The organism is Desulforapulum autotrophicum HRM2, assembly GCF_000020365.1.
Lineage (GTDB): Bacteria > Desulfobacterota > Desulfobacteria > Desulfobacterales > Desulfobacteraceae > Desulforapulum > Desulforapulum autotrophicum.
Window position 1 is genome coordinate 2505052 of the sequence record NC_012108.1, and the last position, 19826, is coordinate 2524877.

Genomic DNA, 19826 nt, shown 5'->3' on the forward strand with positions numbered 1-19826 from the left:
AGGTATCCCTGTTTTAATAAAAAACCTCCACGAGAAAAAGCCCCTTTGCCGGGGCTGTCGCCCCTGCACGTCCCCTGTCTTTACCTTCAAGGATCGTCTTGAAATTTTCCGGGGTAATTTTTCCAGCCCCCGCAAGGACAAGTGTGCCCACGATGTTTCTCACCATGAAACGCAAAAATCCGTCACCCTTGATTTTGAAGGTGAAACGATCTTCGGCTGTTCGTTCAAATCCTGTTGAAAAAAGAGTCCTCACCGTGGTTGATCGCGGGCTTCCAGAACCTTCAAACGCCTTGAAATCGTGGGTCCCGGTTATGATCGGACAGCACTCTTCCATGGCCGGAATCGAAAGCGGTGTCCGGATGTGCCACACATAGTTGCGGCCAACCCCGCAGGGATCCTCCCTGTTAAGGAAGTGGTAGTGGTACTCCTTTGCCCTGGCACTGTATCTTGAATGAAAACTTTGATCCACCTTCCTGCATTCATGCACCACAATGGGACCCTTGAGAAGGCTGTTCAAGCTTCGTTTGAGTTGTGCTGCCCCAATGGTGGTGGCCGCCTGGAAATTTGCCACCTGGCCCAGGGCGTGAACCCCGGCGTCGGTTCTGCCTGACCCACTTATCCGGATGGGTTGGTTAAGCATCCGGCTGAGGGCTTTTTCAATCTCTTCCTGAACCGTTGGGCAGTTGTTCTGGACCTGCCAGCCCGAATAGGGCGTCCCGTCATATTCCAGGGTGAGCTTAAAGTTTGTTTTCATAGTCTGTTGCAGGGGACATTGGCAAGCTGCTCTTCAAAATAGTCGTCCATTAAATCTTTGTAACTTTCTTTGGGGATGTTTTTACCGCAGGACCTGCAGCAGATGTCGATTTGGGTTCATGTGCGTTTGATCTGCAACCTGCCACCGCACACGGGGCATGGCGGGTCTCCAATGGGTTTCATCGTTGTCTTTCCTTGTTTGTGGTTAAAAATCAGATTTGAAAATATGACAAAAAAATAAAAAGTCAAATTCAGGCCCCGGCATTTTACCTCTGAATATATTCTTAAAGGTAAAAAAAAAGTTTAAACTTTTCTGCCTGGGTGTATAATCCATTATTCCCATTGGGAAGTAATCGTCTATTTGTCTATTTCGTTTTATTATATGAAACTCTTACCTATGCATCAACCGAGGTATCATGGGGTGTGAAGTTTCAAATTTCGTTGTGGTCAGAGCAGAGAGACTGCTTGAACCATACCGTTTAGTGGAGATCTGAATGAAAGGTTTTAAATTTAACGGAATCAAAGCCGGAATCAAAAAAAAAGATGTTATGGATTTCGGCATCATTTTTTCTGAAAAACCAGCCACGGCAGCAGCGCTTTTCACACAAAACAAGGTGGTTGCAGCGCCTGTCATCCTTGGCAGGGAGCGGATCAAGGCAGGGGTGTGCCAGGCCGTTGTTGTCAATTCTGGAAATGCCAACTGTTTTACAGGGAAAAAAGGGGTTAAGGATGCCGAACAAACGGCCGCCCTTACCGCCCATGCCCTTCACATTGCACCAGAGCTTGTCATGGTCGCATCCACCGGAGTGATCGGGGCACCCCTTCCCATGGATCGTGTTGAAAAGGCCATTCCCGACCTTGTTGACACCATGGAACCGGATCGGGTGGACGCCTTTGCAACGGCAATTCTGACCACGGACACCACGGCCAAAATCTCGACCAGGGAATGCAGGGTAAAGGGGGGGCGATTCACCATCACCGGTGTTGCCAAGGGGTCAGGCATGATTAAACCTAACATGGCCACCATGCTGTCGTTTGTCGTGACGGATCTGGACATCTCTTCGATCCTGTTGCAGTCTTGCCTTAAAAAGGCCTGTGACCGGTCATTTAATCGGATTTGTGTGGACGGCGATACCAGTACCAACGACACGGTTATAGCCCTTGCCAATGGCATGTCTAAGGCTGTTCTCGAGGACAGTGATGATTCGATTGAGTTCCAGAGATGCCTTGACGAGGTGCTTCTTGAGCTTTCCCGAATGGTTGTAAGGGATGGTGAGGGGGCCACAAAACTTGTCAAGATCCAGGTTGAAGGAGCGGCCACCCCGGAGGATGCATTGAAGATTGCAGAAACCGTTGCCCAGTCAAATCTGGTGAAAACAGCTGTTTACGGAGAAGATCCCAACTGGGGCAGAATCATTGCTGCCGCAGGAAGGTCGGGGGCTGCAATGGAACCTGACACTGTAGATCTCAGGTTTGGTGATGTCTTCCTTGTCAAGGACGGTACCTGGCAGGGAACGGCGGCTGAAGTCGAGGCTGCAAAGGTCATGCAGGACAAGGAAATAGAGATTGTTCTGGATCTTAAAATGGGTCAGGGCAGGGACTGGTATCTCTTTTGTGATTTTTCAGAAGAGTACGTTAAAATCAATGCCGACTATCGATCATGAGACTTCAGAAGTTCCTGGCCCATGCAGGTGTTTGTTCCAGGCGGCGGGGGGAGGTGTACATCCTTGAAGGAAGGGTCAGTGTCAACCACAAGGTGGTTATTTCCCTTGGAACAAAGATTGATCCTGAAATCGACCTTGTGGAGGTGGATAAAAAGCCCATCGTACTCGCCAGTGAAAAGGCGAAAATTTACATTGCCCTGAACAAACCCGCGGGGGTTGTGAGTTCCTGTTCCCATCCAGGCGAAAAGGTGGTTGTTGATTTGATTGATATCAAGGATCGGGTCTACCCCATCGGCCGCCTGGACAAGGATTCTGTGGGGCTGCTGCTGTTGACCGATGACGGAAATCTGCACAATAGGCTCTCCCACCCTTCGTTTGACCATGAAAAGGAGTATGTGGTTGAAACAACGGCTCCCATCAATGACGAGGCCCTTGCCCAAATGGCCGCAGGAATTGTCCTTGACGGTAAGATAACCCGGAAGGCCCGGGTGAGGCGGCTGTCAGACAATCGTTTTAATATTGTGCTCAAACAGGGAATCAACCGTCAGATACGACGCATGGTCACAGCCGTTGGGAACCGGGTTAAACTGCTCAAAAGGGTGAGGATGGGCAGCGTCAGGCTGGGAAATCTTGGAACTGGAAAATGGCGGTATCTGACTGACACGGAGGTCAGGGCACTCAAGGAATAAATTCGGGGAAGGGTGCCCTCCAGGGACACCCTGTTCGGCAGCACAAACGGAAGGGTTGCTTGTGCAAAAAGTCCTGGATGAACCGGACTGTGAGGGATTAGAAAGGAAACCGATGGCTGACATATCCTTGAGTATCCGAACCAAACTCATTGTTATCTTTGTGTTTATCAAGGTATTACCTCTTGTTGTCCTGGCCTGGTTTTCCTGGAATGTTATTTCGGAACTGGCAGATACTCTCGGAAACCAGACAGCCAAAATGACGGAAGAAACTAACAAACTTGTCGGCGGGATTGCCGAAATGGCGACAAGCAATTCCATTAATGCATTGAATGACCATTCACGAGAAGCCATTGAACGTCTGACTACGGACACCGCTCGTCAGGTGGCTGACTTTTTATATGGCAGGGATACGGATATCAGGCTGGCCGCCGGGGTTGAACCGGACAAGGAAACGTATCAGCGCTTCCTTTCCCACCGTACCCGTGGGGTGCTTATGGATGACGGGAACTGGAAGATGGATGCGGATAAAAAAAAATGGGTGCCGGCTGATTCCAAAACACAAAATGCACTGCAGGTCTCCGCTCGAAACGATGAAAATCGAAAAAATTTTCATTACCGTCTGCCGGAACCGGAAGCCAGAGTCGAAGAGCACCCCCTGTACCTGGAGATGACCTATGTCGATCTGGCAGGTATGGAACAGTTCAAGGTCACCACATTGGACCTTTTGCCGGACAGACTGCTGGATGTATCGAAAAAGGAAAACACGTTCTGTAAGGCTGAAACCTATTTTGCTTCCCTGAACAAACTCAAACCGGGTGAGATTTACGTTTCTGAAGTGATCGGAGCCTACGTCAAAGGCTATCTGATCGGAGGGGCATACAGTGAGGATCGTGCTGAAAAAGCTGGAATTCCTTTCAAGCCGGAAACATCGGGCTATGCCGGTAAGGAAAATCCATTGGGAATCCGGTTCCGCGGATTGATCCGATGGGCCACGCCGGTGATCGGAGACGGAGGGCAAATTAAAGGCTATGTGACCTTGGCCCTTGATCATACCCATATCATGGAATTTACGGATCATATATTGCCGACGGAAGCGCGATACTGTGTTACCTCCGATGCTGGCAGTGGCAATTATGCCTTTATGTGGGATTACAAGGGACGGAATATCTCCCACGCCCGGGATTATTTCATCGTCGGCTATGATCCGGAAACCGGCAAACCGGCTGTCCCATGGCTCGAAGCATCTCTTTATCCCAAATGGCTTGAAAGTAACGGCTCCATGGAAGAATTTGAAAAAGCCGTGCCCTGGTTCGATGAGCAATCCTTGAAGAAGAAGCCGTCGTCGGAGTTGACGCGTCAGGGATTTGTCGGCCTGGATGGTCGTTTCCTCAATTTCGCTCCCCAGTGCACAGGATGGCATACCTTGACCGAACATGGGGGATCAGGCTCATTTGTCATTTTCTGGAGCCATCTCTGGAAACTGACAACGGCTGCGGCCATTCCCTACCATACCGGTATTTACGGAAAACACCCGCGGGGCTTCGGGTTTGTCACAATTGGGGCCAATGTTGATGAATTTCATAAACCCGCCATGGAAACCGCAGAAAAGATCTTGTCCGTCAGAAAGAATTTTGAAAAAAACCTCCATGAACAGGAAGCACACAATCATGCACTTATCCAGACCAGTCTCAATGATACATCCATCAAAATGACCGTGTACACCTTGGTCATGGTTATGCTTGTCATTCTCATTGCTCTCTGGATGGCTGCGGTCCTCACCCGAAAAATAACCCAGATGATTCGCGGTATTAGAATTTTTCAGAAGGGGGATCGAACATTTCGTCTGCAACAAAGCGCTAACGATGAAATCGGTCAACTGGCCTCCTCTTTCAATCAGATGGCGGACAATATCCAACAGTATATCGAAGAAGTCGAGTCCGCTAAGGCCACTACGGAAAAGGCCAATGCCCTGCTGGAGGTGGAGGTGGGTGAACGGCGGACGGCCCAGGAGGCACTTTCCCGTAACCGGGATCATTTGGAAGAAATGGTCAAGGAAAGAACCTCGGAACTGGAAAAAGAAATCCGGGAGCGGAAACGGGCGGAAAAAGAGCTGGTCCACTCTGAAAAAATGGTTGCTTTGGGACAATTGATTGCTGGCATCGCCCATGAAATCAATACCCCCATGGGCGCTATCAAGTCCAGCGGCTGCAATATTTCAGATGCGATGAAAAAGGTGCTGGTTGATTTGCCTGTGTTACTGGGAAGGCTTGATCAAAAAAGCCTGTTGCTTTTCCATGAACTTTTGGAAAAGTCTCAAGAAGAGTATCCACTGCTGACCAGTCGTGAAGAGCGCAAGTTGATACGGGCAGTCAGCGGCAATCTTGCCGGGGCCGGTGTTGATAACAGTCGGCATATGGCCTTTTTTATAGTACAGTTGAACGCCCATGAACAGTGGGGGCGGTTTCTGCCGCTGTTTCAGCACGAGGAATCCGTATTTATTTTTGAAACCGCTTATGGACTTCATACCATAACCAGCAATACCCATAACATCAACCAGGCCGTCGATCGAATCAGTAAAATCATTTATGCGCTCAAATCGTATATCCGGAAAAGTGATTCCAAGAAAAAAACAGCGACAGATGTTGTTGAAGGAATTGAGACGGTGTTGACGATTTACCATAATCAGATTAAACTGAATACGGAATTGATCAGGGAATATGAATCGGTTCCACTCATTATGGGATATCCGGATGAATTAAATCAGGTCTGGACCAATCTTGTACACAATGCGCTTCAGGCCATGAATTATAAGGGCGTATTGAAAATCAATGTCAAAAACATAAACGATCAAATCGTTGTCTCCATCACGGATACCGGCTGCGGCATCCCCGCGGACCATCGAGGGAAAATTTTTAAACCCTTTTTTACAACCAAGGAAAGGGGTGAAGGAAGCGGCCTGGGGCTTGATATCATCAACAAGATTATCAAGAATCATGGCGGCAGGATTGACTGGGAAAGTGAAGTGGGAAAAGGAACGACATTTACGGTGTCACTGCCACAGAGTGAGGATGCGTAATGAACGATATAATCAACGGCCTTTTGTTATGTGTGGATGACGAACAGATTGTATTGCATTCACTGCGGGATCAACTGTACAAGGTGTATGGTAACAGGTATCTCATCGAGATTGCGGAAAGCGCTGAAGAAGGCCTGGAGATATTGGAAGAGCTTTCCTCCAATGGGTTCATTCCCTTAATCATCATTTCCGACTGGCTGATGCCCGGCATGAAGGGAGATGAATTTCTGATCGAAGCCCACCGCCGTTTTCCTTATATCATCAAGCTGATGTTGTCCGGTCAGGTGGACGAAGCCGCCGTTCAAAGGACCAGAGACCAGGCGGATATGTATGAATTCATAAGGAAACCCTGGGATGTTGAACAATTGATCCAGTCCATTGATAAAGGGCTTGAACGATTTAAATCGTGCATTGAAAAAAACGCTGTTGTCTCTGTGTGGAACGTAAAAAATGACTAAAAATTCCCCTGTGCAAGTCGCTGTTTTATGTGTGGACGATGAACCGGTAGTCACGGAAAGTCTTCGCTCCTTGTTTTCTCAAACGCTGAAGAATGTCGAAATCATCGAAATCGCCCACAGCGCAGAAGAAGCCATGGAAGTAATAGAAGAATTCATTGAAGATGGGGTGGATTTGCAGGTTGTGATTTCGGATTACATTATGCCGGGGGTCAAAGGTGATCAACTTCTGGTTGATATTCACAAAAAATTTCCCAAAGCCAAAAAAATAATGCTGACGGGACAAAGCGACATTACCGGCGTCAAAAAAGCGATTAACAAGGCCCATCTCTACCGTTTTCTGGAAAAACCATGGATTAATGACGATATGCTTCTGACGATCCGTGGTGCCATTACCGCATATGAACAGGAAACGCTCCTTGACCGGCAAAATCGAGAACTCATCCAGCTTAACCAGGCCCTTGAACAAAAAGTGATGGAGCGCACCCGGGAATTGGAAAAAAAGAACCGGGAACTGGAACAAATTGCGATCATTGATCAACTGACAGGACTTTTTAACCGGAGAAAACTGGATGAAATGTTGTCCAGAGAATTAATACGCTCCAGACGATATGGTAATTCATTTGGGTTGATCATGGTGGATATCGATTTTTTTAAAACGGTCAATGACACCCATGGCCACCAGATCGGTGATCAGGTTCTGCAGCGCTTTGCTGACCAGCTGAAACAAGGCGTTCGTGAGGTCGATGTTCTAGGGCGATGGGGTGGCGAGGAATTTTTGATTATATGCCCTGAAACTATAAAGGATTATCTGATTTTACTGGCGGAAAAATTGAGGATAGCCGTGCAAAGTATCGCTGTTCCAGGGGTTGGGGAAAAAACAGCAAGTTTCGGTGTTACCGTCTATGAAAAAGGTGATAATCTGGATACCCTTGTCGATAAAGTAGACAAGGCATTATACCTGGCAAAAGAAAAAGGGCGTAACCGGGTTGAATCTATGGTTGCTGGAAAAGAGGGGTGAATGAAATTCAAACTTAAACTCAATACCATAAATTCAGTTATGATTGTTCTAATTGTTTCATCAATATCCTGCACCAATCAAAAGAAAATAAAAACAGTGATCCCTGTCAAAGAGTGGCACCAGACAAGTGTCCTCATGATAGGCGATTCCATCACCGAGGGGGTGCAGAGCCGTCCTTTTGCAGAGGCCTACACCACCGTTGCAGCAAAGGTGCTGGGGCAAAGATTCACAGTCACTGCGATCGGGTGCGGGGGAGCCACAACATGGGATTGGTCGTTACTCGGCGGAGTAACCTTTTGCGGTGGCCGGTTCTGGGAGCCAAATGTCTATGAATCACTCGCTCGGCCCAATCTTCCCGCTGATGTGGTGACAGTTATGCTGGGTACCAATGATGCCACTGGTTTCTACGAGCCTGCACCGATTTCTCCAGTTGCGTACCGTACCAACCTTGCCAACCTTGTGACCCATCTGCTTAAAGATGGCGCTGGAAAAGTGATGTTGATGCCGCCGCCACACATGTGTGAATCTGCCAATGCAGACGTTGTCAGGCGTCTGGAAGCATATCGCACCATTGTGGGGGACATATGCAATACCCATGCGGGTGTGGTGTGTGGGCCTGACGTCTACACCCTGCTGGATGAAGATGATTTCCAGGGCTGTGATGTACACCCGAACGGCTTTGGCCATCGGACCCTTGGCACTGCCATTGCTGAAATGATCCTGGGGCAATGATGGATTATCCACGTCTGTCCCATTGACAAGAAAGCCTCCCGCCCTAACATTATGAATGTCGTACAGGTATAAGCATCGCGTTTAAATTAAATTTATCAGAGAGAGAAAAGCCATGGGAAATAAGATTCGAACAACCGTTTTGCTGGCGGCCATGACCGCGCTGATGATGATCATTGGGCAAATGCTGGGCGGCAGGCAGGGAATGATGATCGCCCTGATCTTTGCCGGTGTGATGAATTTTGCAAGCTACTGGTATTCTGATAAAATCGTATTAAAAATGTATCAGGCCCGGGAAATCACTCCGGAAAGCGCCCATGGACTGTATGCGATTGTACAACGCCTGGTCCAACGGGCTAATCTTCCCATGCCCAGGATTTTTATCATTCCCCAGGACACACCCAATGCCTTTGCAACAGGCAGGAATCCAGACCATGCCGTGGTTGCCGTGACTGAAGGGCTTTTAAACCTCTTGGACGAGCAGGAAATTACAGGCGTTCTTGCCCATGAACTGGCCCACGTGAAAAACCGTGATATTCTCATCGGCACTATTGCGGCAACCATGGCCGGTGCCATCATGATGCTGGCAAGCATGGCCCGCTGGGGTGCCATTTTCGGCGGGACAAGGTCCAGTGACGATGAAGGCGGATCCAGTGTTATTGGATTAATCGCCCTGTCCATTATTGCCCCCATGGCTGCAATGGTCATTCAAATGGCCATATCCCGCTCAAGGGAATATCTGGCTGATGCCACTGGAGCTGCCATTTCAGGAAATCCTGAAGGCCTGGCCAGTGCCCTTGAAAAGCTGGGTACCTATTCAAAACAGATTCCCATGAGGGCCAATCCATCCACCGCCCACATATTTACCGTAAGTCCCTTGTCCGGCACCACCCTGATGAACCTTTTTTCAACCCATCCACCCCTGGAGAGCCGGATTGCGCGTCTACGCCATGGTTCGGACAGCGGAACTGGAAACAGGGATTCATCAATCCGGAGAAGGAATATGAACACAGAAGCAAAAGCGGCCTGGGACCGGTTAAGATAAACCCGGTCACAGGCCGCTCTTATTAAAGACGGTCAGATTCAATCTGTCATGCTGCTGTTTTGACTTTTTGCAAAAATACGGTTTTCCCAGCAGTGGCTGATCGAGTTTCAACCTGGCGTGTCAGCCAGCCTGATTTATGGGGTGTCAGAAGTGCGTAGGGTTTGATCCAGAACAGAGAGATAAAAAAGTAAAACCCATAAACAAAAGACCAGAGGGCGGCCAAACGACCAAATTTCCATGCATATATTGTTGCAGCCAGACTTGAGGAGATAATTACTCCAAGCATGGTATTTATTCCAAAGGTCAAAGGGTGCCAGACCATCAGTCCCCAGGTGATCACAAGAAAAAGCTGGGCTTTGGTCAGCGCCATCCAGCCTGACACAAGATTGATTCTTGCGCCAAGTTTGGATCCTTTGCGGAAGGGTTTGAAGATGAAACGGGTCATGGCAATGGTTTCACGGATATTGCTCCTTGCCCATCTCAGATACATCTTGCAGAGGGTCACATAGTTAACAGGGACTTCCGTATATACCCTGGCATTTTGCTGAAACAGGACATGGTGCCCTTGCCTGAGAATCAGGTTGGTCATTGCGCGGTCTTCGCCGATATTGGCAGGCTGGCCACAGAATTTTTGATTCAGCCATTCGTGTAATACATCCATCACCACATTTCTGCGGTAGGCTGACAGTGCACCAGGGGTGCACATAACGGCTTTAACCATGCTCTGGCTGGCGCGGATAAAATCAAAACTGTAAACAAATACCACATCCAGCATTTTGGGAATAATGCCTTTGTCCATATTTAAAACCCTTACATTCCCAGCAACAGCACCCACGTTTTTATCCACAACAAAAGGGGTCACCATATTTCTCAGGGTGTCTGTATCGACCGTTGAGTCACTGTCAACGGTGACCAGAACCTCTCCAATACTTTTTTTAAATCCGGCATGGAGCGCATGACGTTTTCCCTTATTGCAGGGTTGCTTAATGGTGACAATCCTATCTCCCAGGGTTCTCCTGGCTTTTTGAATCCATTTCCAGGTATCATCCACACTTCCGTCATCCACGGCAATTATTTTGATTTTATCCCTAGGATAATCGCTGGCAGCAAGGCTCTCAAGGGTTACAAAAACCTGCCTGCCTTCGTTGTAGGCAGGAACAATTACCGTACAGACTGGAAGTTGCTCATCTTCACAGCTTTCAATGGGCCTGTATTTCATAACCAGTACAGCCCGCCATGCCAGTTCGGCAAAGGTAAGCACCATGAAGACCCCGCAAAATTGAACAAACACCTTTCCCAATGATGTATCCATGAGGAAATTCACCATGGATGCGCCATGAATGACACTCTTATAGGCCGCAAATACAACAATGGCTATGCAGATAAGGGCTGCAATTCTTTTTGTTTTTTTAAGTTTCGATCCAGGATTTGTGCGTAATACCATTTTTAATCCTCCACGCTTCATTCTTTTGGTAAATATGATCTAAATTTTGTCTTTTTTACGACATACTTTGCCGTATCCACATTTACTTTGCCTGTTACCATAGCAACAGCCATGCCAAGGCTTAATTGTGTTGATAATCGTAGATCTTTATGTGGTTTCGTCCTGTTTGATCCTTAAAAAGTTACGGAAGTTGCACCCTCAGGTACGAAAATTACCCTTTGTTTCATGGGGGACCTTTGTTTCTAAGGGTTCGGATGTAAATACGTCCATCAATCTGGTGCAGAATACGAGTTGAAAGATAAGCTATACAGGGGAGTCGTTTATTTTTGAATACCTTACTGTCGGCGTCCTGTCGTGTTTGACTTGTGATCCTTCAAATGCTAAAAGCCTTTAAAATGTACAGGATAATCAGCTGATCAATGCGCTTTGCATAAGGCTGACCCAATGGTACCTGTAAAATTTGGATATTGGCCAGGCCCATGAAATTAGGCATCTCAAGAAAACTGATTTTATTTTTTTCCCTTTTTATTCTTATCTTTTACGGCACGGTCGTGGATATGTTTATAAGGGTTCAGGATATGTCAAAGATATCATCCCGAATCGTGACCATAAACAATCAGATAGCCGAATTGTCCAAGAATCTCCAGGACAGCCTCATGGATATGGAGGTCAATGATAAAAAATTCAGGTTGTTGAAAAATCCCCTGTACTTTGATTATTTTGAAACTGCACGAAAGGCATATCTTCGGGACCTGGATCAAATCATCCACCTGGAATCACATCCCTGGGGATTTTTGAAAGACTGGAAAAAAATTCAGCAAAAATATGGTGAATTTACGGGGTTTCGTCCTCCAAAGAGCCTTATGGACCTGCCGTCACAATGGGAGCAGGAAGACCTGATCATTCAATGGATGGACCTTATCTCAAAAGCAAGGGAAGCCAATGATCTTAAAATCAAACAGGGTCTTATCCAGATCAATCGTCAAACCAGGCAGGTTGTAAGGAACGGTGTGATTGGATTCGGTATTTCAATGGTTGTCGGACTGTTCGGGATTTTGTTTATTTCAAAATCCATGTTAACCCCGCTGAATAAATTAAAACAAGGGCTGACCCAGATCTCAACGGATAATTACGCCCACGAGGTCGTTGTTTCATCCAGGGATGAGTTTGGCGAACTTGCGGATGCGTTCAATGCCATGAGCCATCAACTCAAGGCTGACGAAGATATCCGGTCTGATTTTATTGCCACCTTGAGCCATGAGATCAGAACCCCACTCTCCTCTGTTCAGGAGTCGGTGAATATGATTATTGAAGAGATCCTGGGGCCGGTAAATGAAAGACAAAAGAAATTTTTAAAACTGGCCGGTTCTGAAATTACCCGGATTACCAGCCTGTTAAACCACCTGCTGGACATTTCCATGCTCGAAGCCGGCACTCAAAAATCAAATCCAGCTCCGTTTGATCCAAACCAGCTCATCGTTGAAGCGATTCAGTCCCTTGATACCACAGCCAAGAGAAAACATACGGTTGTCAAGGCACACACGCTGATCCGAGCGCCCCGGGTAATGGGTGAAGAAAAGGAAATTATGCAGGTATTGATGAATATTATCGGCAATGCCATAAAATTTTCAGATGAAAACAGCCTGGTGGATATCTGGCTTTCAAAATCCAGGGAGGATGGTTTTTTGAGTTTCAATATTTCAGACAACGGTCCGGGTATTCCACGGGAAAAGCACGGCTTGATTTTTAAGCGATATTATCGGGCAGAGGAAGTTAGAAACCATATGAGCGGGGTAGGCCTCGGTCTGAATATTTCCAGGAGAATTGTACAGTCACACGGTGGTAAAATATTTGTTGAAAACAATATCGACAAAGGATGTACCTTTACGTTTACCCTGCCTGTGGAAAAAAGTATATCGGTATAGGAGATTTGATTGATGCTTGGATTATACGTAAATGATGGCATTTTAGAATTTAATGCAGGGCTGTTCTCGTGGTTTTACAGGCCTGTTTTATCTTTATGCCTGGGATTTGTTCTGATTGGATGCCAACACCAGAGCATATATCCGGTGATCAAGGAAGAGAGTGTGATCAAGGAAGATCGTGTATTCAAGGAAGATATGGTGATCAAGGAGGATATGGTTATCGATGAAATGATTATGGCCAAACAGTCCTGCCAGGCTTTCTTAAGTGGTGATTACCTGCTTGCCAGAGAACAATTTCAGGTCCTGTCAGAGCAGACAGAAGATTCTGAAAATCAAAATTATGGGCGTTTGGGACTTGCCTGTGTGGAATTGGTCACCGCAGGGGATGTCTCGGCATTTCACACGGTCCTGGTTTCATTTTTGCAGCATTATAACCGGAACAGCACCCAGGCAGACATTGTCGGAAAAAGCGTTGCTCCTCCTGAATGTTCTGAAATTTTAATTCGAGTCCTGGAACACGGCAGCCGCCTCATGACGGCAGAACAAGAGGCAACTTTAAATCAAATTGTCGGATTGAAAGCCAAAAACGCAAAACAAAACAGGGAAATCCATAAATTACAGTCCCTTGTGAAAACTCTCCAGCACCAGATTGCAACCCTTGAAAGCATTGACCAGGATCTTCAGGAAAAAAGGAAAAATCAATGACAGTCGTTCCCAGAATATTAATCGTTGATGATGACCCAAGTATTCTTGAAGTGCTTGATGCAAGACTTACAGCGTCAGATTTTTCAGTAGTAAGGGCCCAGGATGCAGCTACTGCCATTCAAATTTTAAAGGAACAGCCCATTGACCTTTTAATCTCAGACATAAAGATGCCCCGGAAAAGTGGCATGGAATTATTTGCACAGATCCAGAAAACACTTCCTGATCTTCCCGTTATTTTTTTGACAGCATACGGTACCATTCCTGATGCAGTGGATGCCATAAGGCAGGGGGCTGTTGATTATGTTTCAAAACCCTTTGACGGTCGGATGCTGATCCGGAAAATCAAGGATACCCTTGCTGCTCAGAACAGGACTACAGAGAAAAAATGTCCGACCTCCTTTGAAGGAGATTATTACTGGGGAAATAGCCGGGTCATGAAATCTCTTTATTCCATGGTCCAAAAGGTTGCAAATACCCAGGTAAATGTGTTGATTTTTGGGGAAAGCGGCGTAGGTAAAGAATGTATTGCCAGGTACATTCACCAGAACAGCAGCAGACAGGATCAGCCTTATATGGTTGTTGATTGCGGCTCTACACCGGCCGGTATACTGGAGAGTGAATTGTTCGGACATCGCAAAGGGGCGTTTACAAATGCGGTAAAAGATAAAAAGGGTCTGATTCAGGCTGCAGACCAGGGTACACTTTTTTTGGATGAAATAGGTAATATCTCCCAGGATATGCAGTGCCGATTATTGAGATTTCTGGAAGACGGGAAAATCCGCCAGGTGGGTTCAGTTACAGATGAGATCATCGATTGCAGGGTTATTGCTGCAACCAATGCCGATTTGATGGCAGATATTGAAGCTGGAAATTTTCGACAGGATCTTTATTACCGGTTAAAAGGCATTACCCTGACCATTCCTCCCCTGAGGGAACGAGCAGAAGATATTTCGGTGCTGTCGCATTTTTTTGTGGATAGATATACCAAGGCCCACGGCATTGAACCGACCCGGATTGCAGATACAGCCATGAAGGTGCTCACTGAACATCCTTGGCCTGGAAACATCCGTGAACTCAAGAATATGCTTGAAGCCGGAACTATTCTTTGTCAGGACCATACCATACAGCCCTGGGATCTTCAAATTGAAAATATTCGCCAAAGTGCGACCCTGGTATCGGATGCACACCAGGAATTTTCCATAGAAGAGAGTGAAAAAAGTACGATTATTCGGGCATTAAAAAAAACAAAGGGGGTGCAGAAACATGCAGCCGACCTTTTGAACATCAGCAAGCGTGCGATTCATTACAAGGTTAAAAAGTATAACATACAGCCGTCTGAATATAAATAGCTCAACTTTCGGACTTTAACTTTGATGGTCGGGGTTTGTGTTATTGTACTTTGGACAAGACCTTGTCCCCTTTCTAAGCCGAACAATGAAACGTCCACAGGTGATGCATTGGTGGACGTTTCATCTGAAAAAAAATCAAGTACGGTGTCGCTGAAAAATTACAGCCGCTGTATCCCGATGGCGGATCGGATTTTCTCAAGAAAGGGGGTTGCATACTCCCTGGCCCTGAGAGCGCCTTTTTTCAGAATGGCATCCATGTCACCGGGGGATTCAACCAGTTCATTGTAGATTTTTCTGGGTTCCCTTAACAGTTCATTGAGGTATTCAAACAACTCCTGCTTTACCGTTCCCCAGGCAATTCCATTTAAATATCTGGTTTCCAGCTGCTGTACCTCTTCCGGGGTTGCAAATGCCTTGTAAATGGCAAACAAGGTGCAGGTTGCAGGATCCTTGGGTTCTTCGGGCTCAAGGGAGTTGGTTTTGATTTTCATGATGAGCTTTCTAAGGCGTTTTTCCGGCTCAAAAAGGGGAATGGTGTTGTTGTAGCTCTTGCTCATTTTTCTGCCGTCAAGGCCTGCAAGTACGGCGGTTTTTTCATCCACCACCGCCTCTGGAAATTCAAACAGGGTTCCATATGTATTGTTGAATCGACCGGCAATGTCCCTTGCCATTTCTAGGTGCTGGATCTGATCGCTTCCCACGGGAACCTTTCGGGCGTTGAACATCAAAATGTCCGCTGCCATGAGAACAGGGTAGGAGAAGAGTCCCATTGTGATGTCCTTGTCAAGGTCCTTTTTGCCTCGGGCCTCGTTGTCGGCCACCGATGCCTTGTAGGCGTGGGCCCGGTTCATCAGCCCCTTTGAAGTCATGCAGCTCAATATCCAGGACAATTCCGGGATTTCCGGGATATCGGTCTGGCGGTAAAAGATGGATCGGTCCGTGTCAAGGCCCATGGCAAGCCAGGTTGCCGCAACTTCGACCACGGATCGTCTGATCCTTTCCGGGTCCTGGCACTTGATGATTGCATGGTAATCGGCCAGGAAATAGTAGGAGGTTTTGTTCGCTTCTTTGCTTGCATCTATTGCCGGACGGATGGCTCCCACGTAATTGCCAAGGTGTGGAGTTCCGGTTGTGGTTATGCCTGTGAGAAGGTCTGCGCTTTTTTTCATAATTACCCTTACTTGTTTAAAATTCAGATCAGGGATCGGGATTAACAGAATCCCTGGGATTAATCAACGATTTTGTTCTGGCGGATATACCCCTTTGCAAAATCAATTTCATTTTCAAGGGTGGCCACCTGGTGATCCAGGCGGGCCTTGAGGACCGAAGACATGATTCTCTTGAATTCTGGACCTGGGCGAACGCCCAGCGTGATGAGGTGTTCTCCCCTGATCAGCACCTTTATATCCCTGAGCTTTGTATAAAATAGAGATAATGCCTTTCTTGTCTCATCTTTTTTGGCACATGCCATCATGTAAAGAATCAGTTCAGTTCGAAAGGTTTTGAGTATGCTGTGCAGACGGCTGTTGCTTTTTGGCGGATTTGCCTCAAGAATTTCAAGCCGTTGTTCTGCCTTTATTCTATCGTTGAGGATGATTCGCTGGTGGGTGGGAGAGAATTTGAGCCTGTCGGCAATCTCCTGGACGATCTTTGGGCTGCACAGCCGTATCATGACCATAAAGTAGATGGACCATCTCAGGTAAGGGGTGTCAAGGAACAGAAGATCGTGCCAGGCAAGGGCCTTTTTTACCTCTTCAAGCAGGACAACGGTTTGGTTGTCAAAGGCAAGATAGGGGTGGATCACCCGTTCAAGGCCGTAAGTCTCAAGGGTTTTAATGGCTGGAATAGGGTCATCCTCCTCCAGAATCTGTCTAAGTTCGGAAAATACCCTCAATCCGCTCAGGTTCTTGAAAAAATCGACCCTGACGGCGTTTTGAATGAGGTTGGAGGTAAGTTTCCCAATGGTGAAATCAAACCGATTGGCAAACTTTATGGCACGAAATACCCGGGTTGGATCTTCCACAAAACTCAGGTTGTGGATGGTTCGTATGGTTTTGTCCTTTAGATCCCTCTGTGCACCAAAAAAATCGATCAAGGTGCCGAATTTTTCCTGGTTCAGCTGGATGGCCATGGTATTGATGGTGAAATCCCGACGGAACATATCAAGCTTGATTGAGCTCATTTCAACAGTGGGAAGGGCTGCTGGGAATTTATAGTATTCCCGCCTTGCCGAGGCCACATCCACCTTGAACCCGTCGGGCAAAACCACAACTGCTGTGCCGAATTTTTTATGGGAATTGCAACGCCCCTTGCACATCAGGGCAAAGGACTTTGCAAAGGAGATACCGTCTCCCTCTACCACAATGTCCATGTCATCGACCTTGCGATAGAGCAGAAGATCCCTGACAAAACCGCCGACCACAAAGAGGTTTATTCCGAGTTTGTCGCCGGCTGCGCCAATTTTTCGTAAAAGGGCGACCTCTTGTTTGCTGAGCCGTTCATCCAGAAGTCGTTTGACATTTCGTTTCCTTGTATGGTGTTCGTAGATCTCCGCTCCCTTTTGAAAGTTTCGTGCGTCCTTGTTGTCCTGGACAAGAAAGTTGAGAAGATCCGTGCGGGTGACGACGCCAAGGAGGGCATCATTTTCAATCACTGGCAGAAGTCGCTGTTTTCCCCCGATGATCTTGGCCTCGATTTCCCTGATATCAGCCCGGGGTGAGATCGTTGAGATTTCCGTTGTCATGTACTCTTTTACGTCAAGATCTTCAAGCTTGTGGTAAAGGACCTTATCCATGACAGTCCTTGTGGTGTAGCCCAGGATATGATGGGTTCCGGGTTCCAATACGAGCAGGGCGTTGATGTTGTAGCGGGCCATGGTTGTTGCTGCTTCTTTGCATGAGATCCGGGACTCAATGGTGATGGCCGGCGACGACATGAGTTCTTTTGCCACAAGGGAGACCTTTACCGTCTGCTGGATCGTGTCAATGAGCTGCTGTTCGATCTGGGCAAGGGGGATGTTGCTGATGGTGGCCGATGCGGCAAAGGGGTGACCGCCGCCACCAAGGGTTGAAAGAATTTTTCCCACATCCACCTGGGGTACCCTGCTCCTGGCAATGATCTGGACTTTATTGCCCATGAGTGCAATGGAGAAAAAAACATCCAGGTTTTCTATCTTGACCACCTTTTGAACGATTGCGGCAAGGTCTGTGATCCAGTCAGGCGAGGAGATGGTCGATACATTGATGTCGTACCCGTTGATCTTGTGGCAGGTCATTTCGTTGAGCAGATCATTGATCCAGGTGATCTGGTCCGGGCTGATTTCTTTGGTCACAAGGTTTGATATGGTGTTCAGGTTTGCCCCTGAGGAGAGTAGAAAGGCTGCCATTTGAAAATCTTGTTCTGTGGTGGAGGCGTAGGTGAATGAACCGGTATCCTCGTATATTCCAAGGGCCATGACAGTGGCTTCATCCGGGGTTATGAGGATTTTTCGTTCCTGGATGATTTTGCTTAAAATGGTGACTGTGGCGCCGGTTTGCCGTATATCTTCAACTTTGCCCCTGATGTCGTTTTCAAGGGCAGGGTGGTGATCGTAGATGTGAATCTCCATCCCCTCTTTATTGAGCAGTCCTGCCACGGGCTTGAGGCGATCCTCCTGGCGTGTGTCAACAATGACAAGTCGTTTCACTTTCGAGAAATCAATGGTTCCGGCATCGGCCATATTAAAGAGATAGCTCATGGAGGAGATGAAAAAATCCTTCAGGTTTTTCTCCTGGGAGCCTGGAAAGAGAACTACGGCCTCTGGATAGATTTTTTGAGCCGCAAGCATGGATGCCACTGCATCAAAGTCTGCATTCATATGGCTTGTGATAACCGTTTCTGCCTTGATTTTTTTTTTGCCCATGCCCGGAGGCTCCGCCTTTTATTTTTGCATGAAACACCCACCGAGGCATTCCCTGTGGTGATGTTTCAAAGATCGTTGTGGCCAGGGCAGATATCATGCTCCGGCCATGCCGACTATTCAAAGTGATTCCTCTTACCACCAATGGCGGATAAATCCAAGGCGATCCTTTGGTTTACAGTGGTTTTTTTTTGATCTTTGCAAGGACCGTTGCTTTTTCGGGGTGTTTTCCAGTGATGCCCCTGTAAAACGACTGAATACGCTCCATGTCTTTATCCAGATTGCCCGTTGGAGTGATGATCGGCCCCAATCCGCCGATCTTTCGCCTGTAGTCAAGAAATCCCAGGACAATGGGTACCTTTGCCCCCATGGCAATGTGGTAAAAACCTGTTTTCCAGTATGTGACCTTTGCCCTTGTGCCTGAGGGGGGGATGGCAAGGGCAAACTGCTCCCTTGTCGTGAACTGTTCAATCGACTGGCCCACAACACTGTTGGATCGGCTGCGATCAATGGGAATGCCGCCAAGCCATTTGAACAGACGGTTAAAAGGTGGTTTAAAAATAGTATCCTTGCCCATCCAATGGATATTTATTTTCATGACAAAGGCAACAAAAAGGGTGAATGGCAGATCCCAGTTTGAGGTGTGGGGTGCAGCAATGATGACTACCTTTTTCATGTCCGGCAGTCTGCCTTGAACCCTCCATCCGCTGAGTTTCAGGCAGATCATGGAAAAAAAAACCATAAATGATGACCATCCACGAGTATCAAAAATCGTGTGATTCAATGAATCCATCCTTTATCTTTGCATTGTAAAATTTGAACGACTCAACTTTCAGACGTTAATTTTCATGATCGGGGTCAGGCTTGTGTTTTTGTACGTTTGACAATATCTGATACCCCTTCTAAGCCTGACAAAAGTGCAATAATGCAAGCCCCTCATGAAAACAGCCAACCCCGAAAGTTGAGTGAACTATATTCGTTAAAGACCCGGGGCTGTAAAGGGAAAAAGAGTGTTTTGCAAAAGTTTTACATTGGGCGGGTCAGAACAGGCGATAAAATTTGTTGTTCGCTCC

Annotated in this window: 16 protein-coding genes; 10 read left to right on the plus strand and 6 right to left on the minus strand. The window is 47.2% G+C overall.

From position 1 onward, the window contains the following. Positions 1–13 precede the first annotated feature (13 nt). A complete protein-coding gene (truA, locus tag HRM2_RS10990) occupies positions 14–754 on the minus strand; it encodes a tRNA pseudouridine(38-40) synthase TruA (RefSeq protein WP_015904085.1) in 741 nt (246 codons plus the stop codon). Then, positions 751–936: a dual CXXC motif small (seleno)protein gene (locus tag HRM2_RS28440; protein ID WP_420024964.1), complete on the minus strand. Its 186-nt coding sequence runs from the start codon at positions 934–936 to the stop codon at positions 751–753. Before HRM2_RS28440 ends, truA begins: the two co-directional genes overlap by 4 nt. A 311-nt stretch (positions 937–1247) precedes the next feature. On the opposite strand from HRM2_RS28440, the gene argJ reads away from it, so the two are divergent. The 7 genes from argJ to htpX all read left to right on the plus strand — a co-directional run bounded on the left by argJ (position 1248) and on the right by htpX (position 9432). Beyond that, positions 1248–2417, plus strand: coding sequence for a bifunctional glutamate N-acetyltransferase/amino-acid acetyltransferase ArgJ (argJ, locus tag HRM2_RS10995; protein WP_015904086.1), 1170 nt, complete (start codon positions 1248–1250; stop codon positions 2415–2417). Next, positions 2414–3106 carry a pseudouridine synthase gene (locus HRM2_RS11000; RefSeq protein ID WP_015904087.1) on the plus strand — a complete coding sequence of 231 codons (693 nt, stop codon included), beginning with the start codon at positions 2414–2416 and terminating at the stop codon, positions 3104–3106. Before argJ ends, HRM2_RS11000 begins: the two co-directional genes overlap by 4 nt. 112 nt (positions 3107–3218) lie before the next feature. Then, positions 3219–6182 (plus strand): HAMP domain-containing sensor histidine kinase, encoded by a 2964-nt coding sequence (locus HRM2_RS11005; protein WP_015904088.1) that lies wholly within the window; start codon positions 3219–3221, stop codon positions 6180–6182. Continuing rightward, positions 6182–6640: a response regulator gene (locus HRM2_RS11010; RefSeq protein WP_015904089.1), complete on the plus strand. Its 459-nt coding sequence runs from the start codon at positions 6182–6184 to the stop codon at positions 6638–6640. Before HRM2_RS11005 ends, HRM2_RS11010 begins: the two co-directional genes overlap by 1 nt. Continuing rightward, complete coding sequence (locus HRM2_RS11015; protein ID WP_015904090.1) at positions 6633–7658, plus strand: GGDEF domain-containing response regulator; 1026 nt, start codon at positions 6633–6635, stop codon at positions 7656–7658. The genes HRM2_RS11010 and HRM2_RS11015 overlap by 8 nt, the downstream gene beginning before the upstream one ends. Then, positions 7659–8390, plus strand: a complete 732-nt coding sequence (locus tag HRM2_RS11020) for an SGNH/GDSL hydrolase family protein (RefSeq protein WP_015904091.1) — start codon at positions 7659–7661, stop codon at positions 8388–8390. It begins immediately after the preceding gene. 112 nt (positions 8391–8502) lie between these two features. After that, entirely contained in the window at positions 8503–9432 is a 930-nt protein-coding gene (gene htpX, locus HRM2_RS11025) for a zinc metalloprotease HtpX (RefSeq protein WP_015904092.1), read from the plus strand. Between the two features lie 46 nt (positions 9433–9478). On the opposite strand, the gene HRM2_RS11030 is transcribed toward htpX, so the two are convergent. Next, positions 9479–10876 carry a glycosyltransferase family 2 protein gene (locus HRM2_RS11030; protein ID WP_015904093.1) on the minus strand — a complete coding sequence of 466 codons (1398 nt, stop codon included), beginning with the start codon at positions 10874–10876 and terminating at the stop codon, positions 9479–9481. Between the two features lie 479 nt (positions 10877–11355). On the opposite strand from HRM2_RS11030, the gene HRM2_RS11035 reads away from it, so the two are divergent. The 3 genes from HRM2_RS11035 to HRM2_RS11045 are packed head-to-tail and all read left to right on the plus strand — an operon-like array spanning position 11356 to position 14855. Continuing rightward, a complete protein-coding gene (locus HRM2_RS11035) occupies positions 11356–12801 on the plus strand; it encodes a HAMP domain-containing sensor histidine kinase (protein ID WP_232364251.1) in 1446 nt (481 codons plus the stop codon). A 12-nt stretch (positions 12802–12813) separates the two neighbouring features. Beyond that, positions 12814–13506: a hypothetical protein gene (locus HRM2_RS11040; RefSeq protein WP_015904095.1), complete on the plus strand. Its 693-nt coding sequence runs from the start codon at positions 12814–12816 to the stop codon at positions 13504–13506. Continuing rightward, positions 13503–14855, plus strand: a complete 1353-nt coding sequence (locus tag HRM2_RS11045; RefSeq protein WP_015904096.1) for a sigma-54-dependent transcriptional regulator — start codon at positions 13503–13505, stop codon at positions 14853–14855. The genes HRM2_RS11040 and HRM2_RS11045 overlap by 4 nt, the downstream gene beginning before the upstream one ends. Positions 14856–15013: 158 nt before the next feature. Here the strand turns inward: HRM2_RS11045 and HRM2_RS11050 are convergent, their stop codons facing one another. From HRM2_RS11050 to HRM2_RS11060, 3 genes are all read right to left on the minus strand, one after another. Continuing rightward, on the minus strand, positions 15014–16024 hold the full coding sequence (locus HRM2_RS11050) for a tryptophan--tRNA ligase (protein ID WP_015904097.1): 1011 nt from the start codon (positions 16022–16024) through the stop codon (positions 15014–15016). 59 nt (positions 16025–16083) lie between these two features. Further along, complete coding sequence (locus HRM2_RS11055; RefSeq protein WP_015904098.1) at positions 16084–18756, minus strand: CBS domain-containing protein; 2673 nt, start codon at positions 18754–18756, stop codon at positions 16084–16086. 172 nt (positions 18757–18928) lie between these two features. Beyond that, on the minus strand, positions 18929–19480 hold the full coding sequence (locus tag HRM2_RS11060; RefSeq protein ID WP_232364252.1) for a lysophospholipid acyltransferase family protein: 552 nt from the start codon (positions 19478–19480) through the stop codon (positions 18929–18931). Positions 19481–19826 lie beyond the last annotated feature (346 nt).

Excerpts from the sequence above, each read along its gene's own strand:
- truA (WP_015904085.1), bottom strand. The coding sequence starts at position 754 with ATGAAAACAAACTTTAAGCTCACCCTGGAATATGACGGGACGCCCTAT.
- argJ (WP_015904086.1), top strand. The coding sequence starts at position 1,248 with ATGAAAGGTTTTAAATTTAACGGAATCAAAGCCGGAATCAAAAAAAAA.
- HRM2_RS11000 (WP_015904087.1), top strand. The coding sequence starts at position 2,414 with ATGAGACTTCAGAAGTTCCTGGCCCATGCAGGTGTTTGTTCCAGGCGG.
- HRM2_RS11005 (WP_015904088.1), top strand. The coding sequence starts at position 3,219 with ATGGCTGACATATCCTTGAGTATCCGAACCAAACTCATTGTTATCTTT.
- HRM2_RS11010 (WP_015904089.1), top strand. The coding sequence starts at position 6,182 with ATGAACGATATAATCAACGGCCTTTTGTTATGTGTGGATGACGAACAG.
- HRM2_RS11015 (WP_015904090.1), top strand. The coding sequence starts at position 6,633 with ATGACTAAAAATTCCCCTGTGCAAGTCGCTGTTTTATGTGTGGACGAT.
- HRM2_RS11020 (WP_015904091.1), top strand. The coding sequence starts at position 7,659 with ATGAAATTCAAACTTAAACTCAATACCATAAATTCAGTTATGATTGTT.
- htpX (WP_015904092.1), top strand. The coding sequence starts at position 8,503 with ATGGGAAATAAGATTCGAACAACCGTTTTGCTGGCGGCCATGACCGCG.
- HRM2_RS11030 (WP_015904093.1), bottom strand. The coding sequence starts at position 10,876 with ATGGTATTACGCACAAATCCTGGATCGAAACTTAAAAAAACAAAAAGA.
- HRM2_RS11035 (WP_232364251.1), top strand. The coding sequence starts at position 11,356 with ATGAAATTAGGCATCTCAAGAAAACTGATTTTATTTTTTTCCCTTTTT.
- HRM2_RS11040 (WP_015904095.1), top strand. The coding sequence starts at position 12,814 with ATGCTTGGATTATACGTAAATGATGGCATTTTAGAATTTAATGCAGGG.
- HRM2_RS11045 (WP_015904096.1), top strand. The coding sequence starts at position 13,503 with ATGACAGTCGTTCCCAGAATATTAATCGTTGATGATGACCCAAGTATT.
- HRM2_RS11050 (WP_015904097.1), bottom strand. The coding sequence starts at position 16,024 with ATGAAAAAAAGCGCAGACCTTCTCACAGGCATAACCACAACCGGAACT.
- HRM2_RS11055 (WP_015904098.1), bottom strand. The coding sequence starts at position 18,756 with ATGGGCAAAAAAAAAATCAAGGCAGAAACGGTTATCACAAGCCATATG.
- HRM2_RS11060 (WP_232364252.1), bottom strand. The coding sequence starts at position 19,480 with ATGATCTGCCTGAAACTCAGCGGATGGAGGGTTCAAGGCAGACTGCCG.